Below are 17,133 nucleotides of genomic sequence, written 5' to 3' on the forward strand. Positions count from 1 at the left end.
GTGAAACCTCGTTTAATTGAGATTTCACCTTTTTTATTGTTATTTAAATTTAAAATTCAATGATTATTTAGTTTCACGGTGTAAAGTTTGTTTGTTTTCACGTGAACAGAACTTTTTCATTTCAACACGTTCTGGGTTATTTCTTTTGTTTTTAGTTGTAATGTAGTTTCTGTCACCACATTCCGTACAAGCTAATGTTACGTTTACGCGCATGGTTCTTCCTCCTTATCATTTCTAAATACGACTTTATTATTATACCAACATCTATAATATTTGCAAAGTTAAAATTTTACAACCATGTGCATATCTAGTAGTCATTAAGCTTTATTTATCTTTGTCTTTATCTTTATCATCTTTACCAAGCTGTTTGAAATAATAATTAATTACATCTCTACCTAGGTCTCCACCAGTTAACCATGGTGGTGGTACGGGTTGATTTGTATAGACAATTGAAAATGCTAGTTTCGGATCATCAATCGGAGCATATCCAATATATGTTGAGTTAACTCTTGGTTCCCCATTTTGGAATACCTCGGCCGTACCAGTTTTACCAGCAGTTGGTACAACAGTATCTTTAAAGCTTACATAACCTGTACCATCTTTTTCATTAAATGCCATTTTAAAACCTTCTTGAACCTGTTTGATTTCTTTTTCGGTATTATTAACTTTATTCAAAACATTTCCAGTGATTTTCTTTTTAAGCGGACCAACTTCATCTTTATTAGTTGATTCATGAATTGTTAAACCAATATGCGGTTGAATTCGATATCCATCATTTGCAATCGTTGAAACATATTGCGCCAATTGTAATGGTGTATAAGTATCATACTGACCAATTGATAAATCAAGATAATTACCCGGATTATTAGTTAATGGTTCAATTTGTCCGCGTGTCTCATTTGGTAAATCGATGCCTGTTTTAACACCTAAACCTACTTGGTTAAGACCCTTTCTTAATTTCTGTGCAGGAGAACTTATATCTGAAGGTAAAGGCATACCAGAATAATATGGATCACCAGCTAACTTCAGTGCTGTTTTAAACATATATACGTTAGATGAATGCATTAATGCTTGTTTATCATTAATTGAAACATGACCGTTTTTATTAAAGTAAGATCGTTTAGTCAAACCACCTTGGAAATGTAATGGTTCATCGACCATTGTCTCCCCAACTTTAATTGCTTTATTTTGATAACCAGCTAATAAAGTACCACCTTTTACAGAAGATCCGACTGCAAATTGGGATGTAAATGTACCAATATCATAATCAGTCATTTTACCATTTTTATTAATTTGTTTTCCTGCCAAAGCAAGTATATCCCCATTTTTAGGATTTTGAACAACAATCATCGCATTATCCATATCTTTAGCGCCTTGACTTCGAAGTTTCTTAATTTGTTTATCAAGTAGAGCTTCTACCTCTTTTTGTAAATCAATATCTATTGTTAATTTTAAGTCTTGACCACGAGCACCTGGATTTAACACTTCAGATGATGTCACTTTACCAGATTTATCCGTCGTATATTTCATCTCTTTTTTCTTACCACGTAATACATCTTCATACTGGTATTCTAAATATGATTTCCCAACACGATCATTTCGAGAATAACCTTTAGATAAATATTGTTCCGTTAATTCTTTTGGAATACCTTCTGATGGTGTAGAAACATCTCCAAATATACCTCTTAATGTATCTCCATAAGGATATTTTCTATCCCAATCCATAGCAGTATTTACTCCTGGCAACTTTGAAAGTTGTTGTGAAACTGCTGCATATTCTTTTTCACTAACATCTTCATTTTTTATCATTTGTGGATCTAATACAGTACCTGCATTCATTTCACGATAAATTGCTAACACTTGTAAATCCTTTGATGATAGTTCATCAAGTTGTGATTTTCCAATTTTTGATAATAGTTGTTTATCATATTGGTCTTGCTTAATACTGCCATCAGCTAGCATTGATTGTTCTTTTGTCATCAGGGCTTTCGCTTTTTTAGGATGTAATTGAATCCAAAAATCCTTTTTATCTCTTTCTGTAATTTTCTTCGTATCCATCTTAATAAGCTTTGATAACTTTTCAGCCGTATCTAACATTTCTGATTGCGTTGTTTTACGACCGCGAGTATATGTAATAGCCATTTTAGACGCATTATCTACTAAAACTTTTCCGTTTCTATCTAAAATACGACCTCTTGGCACAGACTCATTTACAGTAATATTTTCATCATTTTTAATGATTTGTTTGTAATGAGAGCCTTGTGCAATTTGTAAATAACCTAAGCGTAGTACTAGTACTGCAAAAATAAATACAATTACACCAAATATAAAATTGATTCTTTTATTAATTGTATTTTGAACGATTTCATCATTTGATTTTTCTTTTAGTCTTTTTAACAAAACTACCTACCTCTATTCAAAGTCTTTCACTTTAAATGATATATGAATTTCAAAATTATTTCTATCTTTTTGACAAAAAAATAACGGTCTCGTTAGAGAGACCGAAATAGTTATTACTAATTATTTTGTAGCATTGTATAATTCGTCAACTTTTTCCCAGTTAACAACATTCCAAAATGCGCCGATATAATCAGGACGTTTGTTTTGATATTTTAGGTAATAAGCGTGTTCCCATACGTCTAATCCTAAAATTGGAGTTTTACCTTCTGTTAATGGGTTATCTTGATTTGGTGTAGTAACGATTTCTAACTGGCCATTATTAACTACTAACCAAGCCCAACCTGAACCAAAGCGTGCAGCTGCTTTGTCAGCAAATTCTTTTTTGAATTCATCTAAAGAACCCCATTGTTCTTTAATTTTTTCTACTACAGTACCTTTTTCTTCTGAGTTTGGTGATAGTAATTCCCAGAATAATGAATGGTTTAAGTGTCCACCACCATTGTTACGTACAGCTGTTTGAATATCAGCTGGTACACTGTCTAAATTAGCAACGATTTCTTCGATAGATTTAGATTCTAAATCTGTACCTTCGACTGCTGCATTTAATTTCGTAACATAAGTGTTATGATGTCTGTCATGGTGGATTTCCATAGTTTCTTTGTCAAAATGTGGTTCTAATGCATCAAATGCGTATGGTAATTTTGGTAATTCAAAAGCCATAAATAATCATCCTCCTAAAATGTCTGTAAGTAAATAATAACAAGCAGAAAATGCTTCAACAAAGAATTTGCTTATATTTAGCTACTTATTATTGTGTCTACTTACTTAATATAACTCAAATCAAAAATAATTAAACATTTTACTTCAAAAAAGTTAACATAATTACCATAAATCATACGAACGGAGTATGATTTTAAAACTTCTCTACATTTTTCAATAAAAATAAAAATGAGATTTATGCATTTATCTGACCAAATGTACATAAATCTCATTTATAATATTAGTCTTGGCAAGATTCACATATACCATAAACTTCAAGTTTATGTTTGTGAATATTAACACCTGGAAGTGATAACTTTATTTGATCAATCGGACAATAATCTATCACTTTTGTATCTCCACATTTTTCACAAATAAAATGATGATGGTGATGTTTAGTACACGCAATTCTAAATTTCATTTCACCATCAAGTTCTGTATTTTCGATTATCCCTAAATCTTTAAACAAATGTAGATTTCTGTATATTGTATCAAATGAAATACCTGGATAATTTTCATCCATAACTTGTTGTATATACTTAGCATTAATATATTTATCTTCTTTAACGAAAATATCTAACATATCTTTACGTTTGTCTGTATATTTCAAACCGTTCTCTTTTAATATTTTAATAGCATCATTTGTATTCATTGATATTAGCTCCCTTTTTAAACTTCATTCGCATTTTCTGATAAGTCATTGTAATCATGAGTATAATAACTAGTAATACTACAATTACCCCACCCGGAGAAATATCCATATAAAACGCTAAAACTAACCCTAAAATAACTGATAATTCTCCTAGAAAAACACTTAATAATATCAACTGTTTAAAACTTTTAGTTAATCGCATACTTATTGCTATTGGTAATGTGATTAACGCACTCACTAGCAATATCCCTACTACACGCATTGAGGCTGAAATAACCATTGCTACAATAACAATAAATAAAAACTGAATCCATTTTGGAATGCCGATGACTTTACTGTATTCTTCATCAAATGACAATATAAACAGTTCTTTATAGAACAGAATAAGAAACAGCACAACGATAATTGCTATAATAATAATCGTAGTTAAATCACTTATATTCACTGCACTAATAGAACCAAACAATAATCCTACAATTTCTTGATTAAATCCATCAGCTAACGATATGAAAATTGCGCTCAATGCAATACCAGCACTCATAATAATTGGAATTGCTATTTCTTGGTATGCTGAATATGACGTTCTTAATTTTTCAATTAACAATGCACCAACAATTGCAAATAATATACCAAACCACATCGGATTAATAAAAACAAGTGTCGGCATTACAGTTAATAAAAACATACCAAATGATATTCCACCTAATGTTACATGGCTTAATGCATCAGCGATAAGCGAAAGTCGCCTTACAACGATAAAAGCACCAATTAAAGGCGCAATGAAACCTATCAAGATACCACTTATTAAAGAGTACCTCATAAAATCAAAATTTAGTAATGCATCTATCAATTTTGACACGCCTTTCCATTTTATTTAAAATCATAATTTATTAATTACAACATTCTCGATTATGTTGATGATCGACAAAACGTACAGGATGTCCATAAATTTTTGAAATTTCTACTTCATCAAGTGATTTAAATTCATCTGTTGTACCATGAAAATGTAAATGCTTGTTTAAACATGCAACTTCTGTTGCTGTATCTGCTACCACTCCAATATCATGTGTAACTAAGATAATTGTAATTCCTTCTTGTTTTAATTGATCTAAGGTATTATAAAATTCATTTACATGTTTTGCATCAATACCATTCGTTGGTTCATCTAGAACAAGTACTGCAGGCTCAGAAATTAATGCACGTGCAATCAACACACGTTGTTGTTGCCCTCCAGATAATTCTGCAATGTTTTTATGAATCAAATCAGCAATGTTTAGTCTCTCAAGAACTTTTATTACCTTTTTATTATCATCATTATTAAATGTTTGAAATAGTCTTTTTGTTTTAGTTAATCCACTTAAAACAACTTCTTTAACACTAGCTGGAAACCCAGAATTAAATGCATTCGCTTTTTGTGAAACATAACTTAATTTAATAGATGTTTTTTTATTTTTAAAATTTTCACCTTCCACAAATATTTCACCACTTTGTAGAGGTAGCAAACCTAATATCAATTTTAGCAAGGTCGATTTACCAGCACCATTAGGTCCAACTATTGCTAAAAATTCACCCTTATTTATTTTGATGTTAATATTTTCTAACACCTTTTTATGATCATAATTATAATTGACATTTTTCAATTCAAAGACTGGTGTCATCGTATTCTCACCTCGCATTCAACTATACAACTCCTAGTAACATATGTAAACAGTAATGTTTACGACTGGTATTTATACATAATAAATAGACATGCCCCTTTCAAGTTATAGTTAACAATCCACTTGAAAGGAGCATTATCAATTTATAGTTCCATTACTTTATTTTTAAGTTCTGGATCAAATTGTTGTTGTTTTAACATTTCGATTTCTAATTTATAAGGGGGTTTTTTATTTTTCTTATCTTCACCAACATAAGGCGTTTCTAAAATTTTTGGTACATCTTTAAAACTGTCGTGATGGACGATATAATTTAATGCATCAAAACCAATATATCCGAAACCAATATTTTCATGTCGGTCTTTTTGAGCACCACGCTCATTTTTAGAATCATTTACGTGTACAACTTTAATTCTATCGACACCAATGATTTTATCAAATTCGTTTAATACCCCATCAAAATCTTCTTTGATGTTATAACCAGCATCATGTGTATGACATGTATCAAAACATACTGATAATCGTTCGTTGTTATGTACACCATCAATGATTCGTGCTAATTCTTCAAATGAACGACCTATCTCTGTCCCTTTACCCGCCATTATTTCAAGTGCGATACGAACATTATTGTCATTTGTTAATACTTCATTTAATCCTTCGATTATTTTGTTAATTCCAGCATCTACACCAGCACCAACATGTGCACCTGGATGTAACACAATATCTTTTGCACCTATCGCTTGTGTTCTTTCAATTTCTTGTTGTAAGAAATCCACACCAAGATTAAATGTTTCAGGTTTAGTTGTATTTGCAATATTAATGATGTAGGGTGCATGAACAACAATATTAGACAAACCATATTTCTCCATTACTTCATGACCTTTAGTAATATTTAAATCTTCAATACTTTTACGGCGCGTATTTTGTGGCGCACCTGTATATATCATAAATGTTGTTTCCCCATAATCATGCGCTTCTAATGCAGAACCTTCTAACATCTTTTTACCACTCATTGAAACATGTGATCCTATTAACATTAAATACACCTAACCTTTTTTGTTTTGTTTACGCTTTTGTCTGCTCTGTTGTTTACTAAATTGTTTACGTTCTTGACGCTTCATTTTTTCTACTTCTTGCTTAAATTTCTTTTTATATCCAGGTTTAACTTTGTTTTTAATTTTACTTCTTACTTTATTTTTTACTTGATTTGTTAAATGGTCATCTTTGCGCATTCTAGCTTGACGTTGGTTATGTGCTTTAGTTTCTTTTAATTCTCCATCTTTAATATCAACAGTATTGAAAACAAAACCACGATCTTCTATTAATGAAATATTAGACTCTTCGTCTGGACTATATAGTGTGATTGCTACACCTTTATAGTTACCACGACCAGTTCTGCCTACTCTGTGCGTGAAGAAGTCAATATCATTTGGTACGTCGAAATTAATTACATGACTAACTCCTTCAATATCAATACCTCTTGATGCTAAATCACTCGCAATAACAAATTGGAATTCTAAATTACGAATACGTTTCATTTGCTGTTTACGCTCACGTGGTGTTAAACCACCGTGAATCATACCAACTTTAATACCTGCTTCATTTAAAGAACGCGCTAAATCATTAGCATTATCTCTGCTATTACAGAAAATAATACATAAGTAAGGATTTAATATATCAATTAAATTTAAAGTTTTTTCAACTTTTGCAGCACCTTTTGTTGGAATTAAAAAGAATTCAATATTCTTTTTATTTTGCTTTTTACTGTCAACAGCTACAAATTCTGGATGACTTAAATATTTATTTAAAAATGGTTGTAGTTGTTGTGGAATTGTCGCACTAAATACTGCGATATTTGCATTATCTTCAAGTCTTGCAGCAATATAGTCAACATCTTCTATTAATCCTAAGTCGATCATAAGATCAGCTTCATCAATAACTAAATATGATGCTAAGTGAACATGCAAATGTCCCGTTTTTGCTAAGTCATTAATTCTTGTTGGTGTACCTATAATTAATTGTGGCTGTGTGCTACAACGTTGTTTATCTTTTTCGATATCTGTACCACCAATGAATAATTTTACTGATACACCACTTTTAAATTGGCTTAAATGATTCGCAGCATCGTATAGTTGTTGTGCAAGCTCTCTTGTTGGTGCAACTACTATTGCTTGTGGTTCTTTAATCTCGCTATCAATTAATTGCATTAATGGTAACAAAAATGCATGAGATTTCCCTGTACCTGTTTGAGATTGACCAATTAAATTAGTTCTCTTTAATATTCTTGGAATAATTCGATTCTGAATTTCAGTTGGCTTTTCAAAATTAAGGTCTTTCACAGCGTCAATTAAACTAGATTCTAGATTAAATTGTTCGAATGGATGTTTTGCCATGATTTGGCCTCCTTATATGTTCATCTTTACTATTATAAAGTATAAATGTGCTATTTTAAATAAAAATATTAAAACCTCGAAATTTCAAAATTTAGAAATCCCGAGATTTTAGCTTAAATATATTGAAATGGATCTGTATTAATTGTTGATGCTTCTATATTTATATCTACATTAGCTGCAGGCAGCCATTTGAGAAGTAATACTTTTAAACCTTCTTTCATAACATACTCACTATAATGATTAATATCTAATAAATTGACTCCTTGAATCTTCGCATCTAGCGCATCGTGATGTTTAATATCACCTGTGACAAAAATATCTGCTCCTTGTTGAGCTGCTTGATATTCATAACCTATACCAGACCCACCAATGATTGCAATACGTTTAATTTTTTGATTAGGTAGTCCTACAAAGCGCACACTCGGAATGTTTAATTTCAACTTAACTTCAGCAGCAAAATTTGCAATAGTCATTTCATTTTCTAATTCTGCAATAATTCCTAAGCCAAATTGTGATGATTGTGTCATTTCAATAAAATCATAAACCGGCGTTTCGTATGGATGATGTTGCTTAATCAAATTTTCAGTCAATAGCTTTTGATTTCCTGATATCATGAATTCAACTTTAATTTCATCCACATATTCAATATTGTTTAATTCACCTATTGTTGGATTTGCTTCACCAACAGGTTTAAATTGACCTTGTCCTTCACTTTCGAAAAAACAGTATTCATAATTTCCTTCTTGAGCTAAACCATTTTCGCTTAATTTATCTTTAAAATTTCGCACATTTTCCTTTGGGATATATGTTTGAACTTTATAATAATTTTCTTGTTGCTTATTAATCACATTAATGTGTTTTAACCCTATGGCTTTTGCTAACATAACATTGACACCATTTGGATTAACATCCAAGTTTGTGTGCATTGCAATTAAATTAATATCATGTTGGATTAATTTTCGAATAATTAAACCATATCCTTCAGCTTTTACCGTTGTTAGGCCCTTAAATATTAAAGGATGATGACTAATAATTGTATTATGCCCTTTATCTATTGCTTCATTTACAACTTCTAACGTACAATCTAGTGCAGTTAAAATACCTGTAACTTCAGCATCACTATCACCAATTAACAACCCTACATTATCCCAAGATTCAGCAGTTGCGAATGGAACATGATTGTCTAATAATGCCATTAAATCAGCTATTTTCATTACTATAACACCCTTTCAATTACAGCAATTTCTTCAGTAATTTGAGCTAATCGTGCATGATGTTGCTCTTTATTTAATTTTGATTTAATTTGATATAATGCCTCTAGCTCTCTTTGCCATTTTTTTATAAAATACTCATTCTTTTCAACTAGTAACTTAGGTCCAAATTTTAATTCATTAGTTGATAATTCATTTAATTGTTCATTATATTCAGCTACAACAATTTCATAAATATGCCCTTTTTCTTCCATAATTATTTCATCTATAATTTCATATTTCAATTGTTGTAATGTATTTCGTAAATTTTCTGTTTGAATATTACTTTGTAAAATCAATCTTGGATGTTGACTTAATTTTTGGTGACCTTCCGTTAATATTTTAGCAATTAGAGGGCCGCCCATTCCACAAATTGTAATATTATCAACTATATCTTCAGAATGAATGACACTTAGTCCATCACCTAAACGAACATTAATTTTATCAGCTAGTTGATTTGCAGCTACATTTTTAACTGCTGCTTGAAAAGGTCCCTTGATTACTTCTCCAGCAACACCACTTTCACATAAATGATTTTGAATTGCAAAAATCGGTAAATATGCATGATCAGAACCTATATCAACAATTGTACCTTGTTTTAAAAATTTACTTACTGCGGTCAATCGGTCATTTAACGAAATCATTGTAATCTCCTTTATGTAAAAATGAGGTTGAACATTATTCAATGTACCAACCTCACTTATGATAAATATTAATTAAAGTTTTTAAGCACTAATTCATGTCCTAGTATCAAATATCAAATTGATTTAATTAATCCATAAAGTCTTTCAAACGTTTACTACGACTTGGATGTCTTAATTTTCTAAGTGCTTTTGCTTCAATTTGACGGATACGTTCACGTGTTACACCGAAAACTTTCCCTACTTCTTCAAGTGTTCTTGTTCTACCATCATCTAGACCAAATCTTAGACGTAATACATTTTCTTCTCTATCTGTTAATGTATCAAGCACATCTTCTAATTGTTCTTTTAACAATTCATATGCAGCATGGTCTGATGGGCTTTGCGCTTCTTGGTCTTCAATAAAGTCGCCTAAATGACTATCATCTTCTTCACCAATTGGTGTTTCTAGAGAAACTGGCTCTTGAGCAATTTTTAAAATTTCACGAACTTTTTCCGCTGGCAAGTCCATTTCTTCACCAATTTCTTCAGGCGCTGGATCACGGCCTAAATCTTGTAAAAGTTGACGTTGTACACGAATCAATTTGTTAATTGTTTCGACCATATGCACCGGGATACGAATTGTACGTGCTTGGTCAGCAATTGCACGAGTGATAGCTTGTCGAATCCACCATGTTGCATAAGTTGAGAACTTAAAACCTTTATTAAAGTCAAATTTTTCAACCGCTTTAATAAGTCCCATATTCCCTTCTTGAATTAAATCAAGGAATAACATACCGCGACCTACATATCTTTTAGCAATACTTACAACTAATCTTAAGTTAGCTTCTGCAAGTCGTGATTTTGCTACTTCATCACCTTGTTCAATACGCTTAGCTAATTCAATTTCTTCTTGTGCACTTAATAAGTTTACACGACCAATTTCTTTAAGATACATACGAACTGGGTCATTTATTGTAACACCTGGAGGGGCACTAAGATCACTTGGATTAAGTTTCTCGTCAGTATCTGAACTATCTTTTTCATTCACTAATGAAATATCATTATCATTTAATTGATCAAAGAAATCATCCATTTGATCTGAGTCTATATCGAAATTCTGAAGTTTTTCAGCGATTTCTTCATGGCTTAAATGACCCTCTTTTTTACCTTTTTCAATTAATTGCTTCTTAACATCTTCTAATGTTAATGTCGGATCAATTGTTTGTTTTTTAATTTTAACTGTGTTATCAGACATGAAACGGCCTCCCGATTTTAAATATGAACATTCGAAATTTATTCAATATTGCTATTTTAAACCAAATTCTTAATTAATTCATCCATATTTTTAATTTTATTTTACAATTTGGAACTTATCCTTATAATAATTTTTCAATTTTGTTGTTTCAATAAGGTAACTATTATTTACCCTTATATATTTTGACATAATCATGTTTCATCTTACCAACTTAAAATACATTACATTCGTTCTTTATTTTTAGCAACTATTTGTTGCAAGTAATATTTTTGCAATTCAATATCACCTATTCTAGTTGCTTCCCTTAATTTATGGTTTAGTGATTCAACCGTTTCTTGACCGTTTTCATTTATGACATTGACGTAATCATCAATTTCATGTTCATACGGTTCATCATTTAAACTATATTGTTCCAAGCTTATAAGCGTTTCCCTGAGCTCATTAGAATCCACATATTGTACTGCATCACTAATATTATATTGGTCATTTTCTGCATAAAAATCATGTAAAATATTAAATACATATTTAAAGTGCTGATTCGTAAAGTTGTCTTTTTCAACACTCTGATAATAATTTAAAAAAGTATCTTTATCGCGCATTAAATGTTTGAGAAAGGCACGTTCTGCTTTTTCTTGACGATTTAAATTATCAAATTGCGCTATACCAAGTGGCTCTGATTCTATATAACTACCATAATCATCTTCTGGAAAATAGTTTGTAGTTGACTGGTTAAATTGAATCTCATTTGCTAATTGTTCAGGATTAATATTGAAATATGGCGCAACGTCATTTAATGCTTTCTGCTGTAAAATTGAAGATTTCATAAGTGAAATATCATGACTTATTTCTTTTAAGTAACGCTCATATGAAAGGTCATTATGTGCAATTTCATCTTTCAATATTCCCACTTTATAATGTGCAAATGATTTCTTATCACTTTTAACAAAAGCGTTGAAAGCTTCGTCACCATATTTTCCAATATATTCATCCGGATCCATTCCGGTAGGTAACTGAATTACAAAAACATTTAACCCCTGTTGTAACAAATGTTGTCCTGTTTTAAGTGTCGCTTCGCTACCAGCAAAATCACCATCAAACATTAATGTTATATTTGATGTCAATTTACGTATAAATGTTATGTGCTCATCTGACAACTGAGTTCCCATCGTCGCAACAACATTTTTTAACCCAGCTGTATCAGATTTTATGACATCCATGAATCCTTCTAATAAGACAATTTCGTCTGTCTTCCGAATAGTTTTACGTGCTTTATCTAAGTTATAAAGCAATTTTCTTTTTTGGAAAATAGGTGTTTCTGGACTATTTAAATACTTAGGCTCTTGTCCTGTATAAGTTCTGCCTGAATATCCCACAATTCTTCCTTGTGCATTCTTCAATGGGAACATTATTCGATTTCTAAACCTATCATAATAACTAAAGTTCTCTTCATTACGAGATAGCAAACCTGCCTCATATGCTAATTCAATATCATATCCCTTTTTTTGAAGAAAATCATGACAAAAATGTGAGCTATCAGGTGCAAAACCAATACCACGCTCTTTTATAAGCGCATCAGTAAATCCTCGTTCGTGTAAATAGGCTAAAGCTTGTTCGCCCTCTACTGTTTTCGTTAATGCGTAATAATAGAATTCTTGAATCAATTCATGCATTTCTATCATTTGTAAATCTTCAGAAGCAATTTGTACGTTGGAATTAGTTTGAGTCGTCTCTATGTCAACTGATACATTAACTCTATCACCTAACTCTTTAACCGCTTCAACAAATGATATGTCTTTTATTTCTTGAGTAAATTGAAAAACATTGCCTCCTTTTTTACAACCAAAGCAGTGACATATTTGTTTATCTTCGGATACTGTAAATGAGGGTGTCTTTTCATCATGAAAAGGACACAAACCTATATAATTGCGTCCTCTCTTTTCTAATTTTACATATTCACTTACTAAGTCTAAAATGTCAGTTTTATCTTTTATTTCATTAATGATCGATTGATCTATTCGCAAATTGAATCACCTATTAAGCATTAGTTATACTATTATACCTAATTTACGCAAAAAATGAAATCATTTCGATTTATTTTGTTCAATATAATGAATAATGTCATTTGCTGTTTCTTCAATTGCTTTTTGTGAAACGTCTATAACTGGACAGCCAATTTCACTTACAATTTCTTCGAAGTAATCCAACTCTTCTTGTATACGTGCTTCAGTTGCATATCTAGCAGTGTCACCTAATCCTAATTGTTTTAAACGTTCTTTTCGAATTCTATTTAATTTTTCTTCACTAATTTTTAGAGCAATACACTTTTTCGGATCAATATCATACAGTCCGTCTGGTGGTGTTACTTCAGGAACGATTGGAACATTCATTACTTTGTAACTTTTATGCGCTAAATATTGAGATAACGGCGTCTTTGATGTTCTCGAAATACCAAGTAATACAATATCTGCTTTTGGTAAACCTTTAGGATCTTTACCATCATCATATTTAACTGCAAATTCTATAGCATCTATTTTCTTAAAGTAAGCATCATCTAATCGATGAACAATACCAGGTTCATTATATGGTTCTTCCTCAACTGACTCTGATAATAAATCCATTAATGGCCCCATGATATCAACAGATTTCAATTGATATTCTGCCACTTTATCGCTCATATATTGTTTCATTTCTGGTTTGATAAGTGTGTATACAATAATGGCATTCGTATCTTTAGCAACTTGAATCACTTCATCAACATCTTCAAATGATTCTATATAAGGATATCTTAATAATTCATTTTTACATTGTTTAGGATTAAACTGCGAAATTCCAGCTCTTGCAACTAATTCTGCTGTTTCTCCAATAGAGTCTGAGGCTACTATAATTTTAATATTTTCCAAAATTTCTCACCTATTCTTTATATAATGCTACTAATAATTTAGCTATTGTTGTTTTTGAAATTCTTCCAATGACTTCAAATTTATGATTGTTCTTTTTTCTAACAATCGGGATAGAATCTATCTCATTTTCAATCATTTGGTCAGCGGCATATATGACTAATTCACTTTCTTCCAAATAAGTTACATTTGGCATACGAGTCATATTAACACTTATTGGTACGGTATGAATATCTGCACCTATCATTGATGCTCTTAATAAATCTTTTCTAGAACAAACGCCAACAAAATCATTTTCCTCATTAATAATAAATAATGTGCTAACATCTTCTAAAAAAATTGTGCAAATAGCATCATATACTGTTGTATTCTCTCTAAGAACAACCGGTTGAGACATATAGTCTTTAACTTCGTATTGTCTTAACTTATCATTAAAAAATTTGTCTTTGGATTTACCTGAATAATAATATCCAACTCGGGGACGTGCTTCTAAAAAACCTGACATTGTTAGTATGGCTAAATCTGGTCTAAGTGTTGCTCTAGTTAAATTTAACTTGTCTGCTATTTGTTCGCCAGTAATAGGTCCTTTAGTTTTAACAATTTCGATGATTCGTTCTTGTCTTTGACTGAGTTCTATAGGTCTTCACCCCTTTTTTATTCATATATTATTATACCTATATTTCTTTCATGTCACAAACACATTAATTTTACTTGCCTTTAAATAATCTATCAATTAGAATAAACGTACAGCGAGTTAAGGATAGTGTAAGCTTAACACTGAAGATTGGCGCAAAAATCATTTTAAAATCAAAGCGAGTGACTACACTAATTTGGGTGGAACCGCGGGTTAACTAGGTAACTTATTTTGTATTTAATACAATTTAAAATATTAACTCGTCCCATGGAAGTAAAGCGTAAATTTTACGCTGTTATTTTCCATGGGGCGTTTTCATGTATGAGGAGAGGTAATTATGGCAAAAGATATGGATACAATCGTTTCATTAGCAAAACACAGAGGTTTTGTGTTCCCTGGTAGTGATATTTACGGTGGTTTATCAAACACTTGGGATTATGGCCCACTAGGTGTTGAATTAAAAAACAATGTTAAAAAAGCATGGTGGCAAAAATTTATCACACAATCACCTTTTAACGTTGGTATCGACGCTGCAATCTTAATGAATCCAAAAGTATGGGAAGCTTCAGGACACTTAAACAACTTCAACGACCCAATGATTGATAATAAAGATAGTAAAATTCGATATCGCGCTGATAAATTAATTGAAGATTATATGCAAGATGTTAAAGGTGATGAAAACTTTATTGCCGATGGTTTAAGTTTTGAACAAATGAAAAAAATCATTGATGATGAAGGTATTGTTTGTCCTGTAAGTAAAACTGCTAACTGGACTGAAATTCGCCAATTCAATCTAATGTTTAAAACATTCCAAGGTGTAACTGAAGATTCTACAAATGAAATTTTCTTACGTCCTGAAACAGCACAAGGTATTTTTGTAAACTATAAAAACGTGCAACGTTCAATGCGTAAAAAATTACCATTTGGTATCGGTCAAATTGGTAAATCATTCCGTAATGAAATCACTCCAGGTAACTTCATTTTCAGAACAAGAGAATTTGAACAAATGGAACTTGAATTCTTCTGTAAACCTGGTGAAGAAATTGAATGGCAAAATTACTGGAAAACTTTTGCAAGTGACTGGTTAACAAGCTTAAATATGAGTACTGAAAATATGCGTTTACGTGATCATGATGAAGACGAACTATCACATTACTCAAATGCAACAACTGATATTGAATATAAATTCCCATTTGGTTGGGGTGAGTTATGGGGTATCGCAAGTCGTACAGACTTCGACTTACGTAAACATGCTGAACACTCTGGTGAAGATTTCAGATACCATGATCCAGAAACTAACGAAAAATATATTCCATATTGTATCGAACCATCACTTGGTGCAGATCGTGTAACATTAGCTTTCTTATGTGATGCATATGATGAAGAAGGCGTTGAAGGTAGTAAAGATGCACGTACAGTTCTACACTTCCACCCTGCATTAGCACCATATAAAGCAGCAATTTTACCTTTAAGTAAAAAATTATCTGGTGAAGCAATTAAAATTTTCGAACAATTAAGTTCTAAATTCTCAATTGACTTCGATGAATCACAATCAATCGGTAAAAGATACCGTCGTCAAGATGAAATTGGTACACCTTATTGTGTAACATTTGACTTCGATTCATTAGAAGATAACCAAGTTACAGTACGTGACAGAGACTCTATGGAACAAGTTCGTATGCCAATCTCAGAGTTGGAAGCATTCTTAACAGAGAAAACTAAATTCTAATAAGCGAATAGATAGAAAAATGAAGCTGTGTTCGAGTTGGATTCAGCTTCATTTTTTATATTTACATATAGTAAAGGGGTATTTAAACAAACACAGCTTACGTTATGTGTCTGGTTAAATACCCTTTTTTTAATTATTGTTCTAATCTTTTTAATTGGTTAATTAATTTCTGACTTTTAAAAAATAGACCAGCATACTCCCTATATAGCATTAGTATTAATTCTGACATTTCATCTATAATATCTTGATGTATATTTAATGCATTCATTTTATCAATTGGTAGCTTTTGCAATACATCTAAAAGGTATAACGTTTTATTCGATAAAATAACAGCATGTGGATCTTTGAAAGCTTCTTGCTTAGAAATAGCACCATCAAATTTAAAACTATAACCAACTAAATCAGCTTGTGCTAAATTACCACTTACAACACAATAGTCAAAAGATGCTGTAAATCCAAAGCGATTCATACATTTTAACATTACAATTACAGACATTAACTGCGCAGATGTACCTTCGTCAATTTTAGCAAGTACAAATTGTAATAATTGATAATTATATGGTGCAATGTCGCCTTCATCCATAGATCGATCAATTGTTTCAGCTGCTAAAGAGGCATAACTACTCACATAAAGGTCCATTTGTAATTTATAATGCTGACTAATCACATCGACAGAATTCAATGTTCCCATACCTCGCCATTGATTATAAATAAATAAACCATATACAAACATTTGTGTTTGAGCTTGTAAACCTGTTTTAACCTTTTTAGCTCGTCTTGCCATTAGTGGTACTTTAGCCCCGTGTTCATTTAAAATCGTTATGATTTTATCGGATTCTCCGTAATCGACTGCTTTGATAATAATCCCTTTTTGGCGCATTAACAA

Annotated in this window: 16 protein-coding genes; 1 reads left to right on the plus strand and 15 read right to left on the minus strand. The window is 31.4% G+C overall.

All coding sequences use genetic code 11. The features are described 5' to 3' along the window. Positions 1-63 precede the first annotated feature (63 nt). The 14 genes from rpmG to SAMSHR1132_RS07355 form a co-directional block, all read right to left on the minus strand. Positions 64-213, minus strand: a complete 150-nt coding sequence (gene rpmG, locus SAMSHR1132_RS07290) for a 50S ribosomal protein L33 (protein ID WP_001265709.1) — start codon at positions 211-213, stop codon at positions 64-66. A gap of 111 nt (positions 214-324) precedes the next feature. Then, positions 325-2,400 carry a peptidoglycan D,D-transpeptidase FtsI family protein gene (locus tag SAMSHR1132_RS07295; protein WP_000919756.1) on the minus strand — a complete coding sequence of 692 codons (2,076 nt, stop codon included), beginning with the start codon at positions 2,398-2,400 and terminating at the stop codon, positions 325-327. 120 nt (positions 2,401-2,520) lie between these two features. Beyond that, the gene (locus SAMSHR1132_RS07300; protein WP_000863553.1) at positions 2,521-3,120 is read right to left on the minus strand and encodes a superoxide dismutase; all 600 of its coding nucleotides are present in this window, start codon (positions 3,118-3,120) and stop codon (positions 2,521-2,523) included. Positions 3,121-3,400: 280 nt separating this feature from the next. After that, positions 3,401-3,811: a Fur family transcriptional regulator gene (locus SAMSHR1132_RS07305; protein ID WP_001095262.1), complete on the minus strand. Its 411-nt coding sequence runs from the start codon at positions 3,809-3,811 to the stop codon at positions 3,401-3,403. Continuing rightward, positions 3,798-4,661 (minus strand): metal ABC transporter permease, encoded by an 864-nt coding sequence (locus SAMSHR1132_RS07310; RefSeq protein ID WP_000564321.1) that lies wholly within the window; start codon positions 4,659-4,661, stop codon positions 3,798-3,800. Before SAMSHR1132_RS07310 ends, SAMSHR1132_RS07305 begins: the two co-directional genes overlap by 14 nt. Before the next feature lie 40 nt (positions 4,662-4,701). Then, complete coding sequence (locus SAMSHR1132_RS07315) at positions 4,702-5,487, minus strand: metal ABC transporter ATP-binding protein (RefSeq protein ID WP_001213902.1); 786 nt, start codon at positions 5,485-5,487, stop codon at positions 4,702-4,704. Between the two features lie 125 nt (positions 5,488-5,612). Next, entirely contained in the window at positions 5,613-6,503 is an 891-nt protein-coding gene (locus SAMSHR1132_RS07320; protein ID WP_000904875.1) for a deoxyribonuclease IV, read from the minus strand. A gap of 9 nt (positions 6,504-6,512) precedes the next feature. Next, on the minus strand, positions 6,513-7,859 hold the full coding sequence (locus SAMSHR1132_RS07325; RefSeq protein ID WP_001062184.1) for a DEAD/DEAH box helicase: 1,347 nt from the start codon (positions 7,857-7,859) through the stop codon (positions 6,513-6,515). Positions 7,860-7,972: 113 nt separating this feature from the next. Next, positions 7,973-9,073: a Nif3-like dinuclear metal center hexameric protein gene (locus tag SAMSHR1132_RS07330; protein WP_000683912.1), complete on the minus strand. Its 1,101-nt coding sequence runs from the start codon at positions 9,071-9,073 to the stop codon at positions 7,973-7,975. Between the two features lie 2 nt (positions 9,074-9,075). After that, positions 9,076-9,753 carry a tRNA (adenine(22)-N(1))-methyltransferase TrmK gene (locus SAMSHR1132_RS07335; RefSeq protein WP_000624530.1) on the minus strand — a complete coding sequence of 226 codons (678 nt, stop codon included), beginning with the start codon at positions 9,751-9,753 and terminating at the stop codon, positions 9,076-9,078. Between the two features lie 127 nt (positions 9,754-9,880). Further along, a complete protein-coding gene (gene rpoD / locus SAMSHR1132_RS07340) occupies positions 9,881-10,987 on the minus strand; it encodes an RNA polymerase sigma factor RpoD (RefSeq protein WP_001283060.1) in 1,107 nt (368 codons plus the stop codon). A gap of 221 nt (positions 10,988-11,208) precedes the next feature. Beyond that, a complete protein-coding gene (dnaG, locus tag SAMSHR1132_RS07345; protein ID WP_001217267.1) occupies positions 11,209-13,008 on the minus strand; it encodes a DNA primase in 1,800 nt (599 codons plus the stop codon). Positions 13,009-13,068: 60 nt separating this feature from the next. Continuing rightward, a complete protein-coding gene (locus SAMSHR1132_RS07350; RefSeq protein ID WP_000427723.1) occupies positions 13,069-13,887 on the minus strand; it encodes a pyruvate, water dikinase regulatory protein in 819 nt (272 codons plus the stop codon). A gap of 10 nt (positions 13,888-13,897) precedes the next feature. Beyond that, positions 13,898-14,521 (minus strand): helix-turn-helix transcriptional regulator, encoded by a 624-nt coding sequence (locus tag SAMSHR1132_RS07355; protein WP_096001313.1) that lies wholly within the window; start codon positions 14,519-14,521, stop codon positions 13,898-13,900. Between the two features lie 334 nt (positions 14,522-14,855). Here SAMSHR1132_RS07355 and SAMSHR1132_RS07360 point away from each other — a divergent pair, with 334 nt between their 5' ends. Next, entirely contained in the window at positions 14,856-16,247 is a 1,392-nt protein-coding gene (locus tag SAMSHR1132_RS07360; RefSeq protein ID WP_001030083.1) for a glycine--tRNA ligase, read from the plus strand. A gap of 133 nt (positions 16,248-16,380) precedes the next feature. On the opposite strand, the gene recO is transcribed toward SAMSHR1132_RS07360, so the two are convergent. Continuing rightward, the gene (recO, locus tag SAMSHR1132_RS07365; protein ID WP_014373841.1) at positions 16,381-17,127 is read right to left on the minus strand and encodes a DNA repair protein RecO; all 747 of its coding nucleotides are present in this window, start codon (positions 17,125-17,127) and stop codon (positions 16,381-16,383) included. Positions 17,128-17,133 lie beyond the last annotated feature (6 nt).

Origin of the sequence: Staphylococcus argenteus, assembly GCF_000236925.1 — a bacterium.
Taxonomy (GTDB): Bacteria; Bacillota; Bacilli; order Staphylococcales; family Staphylococcaceae; genus Staphylococcus; species Staphylococcus argenteus.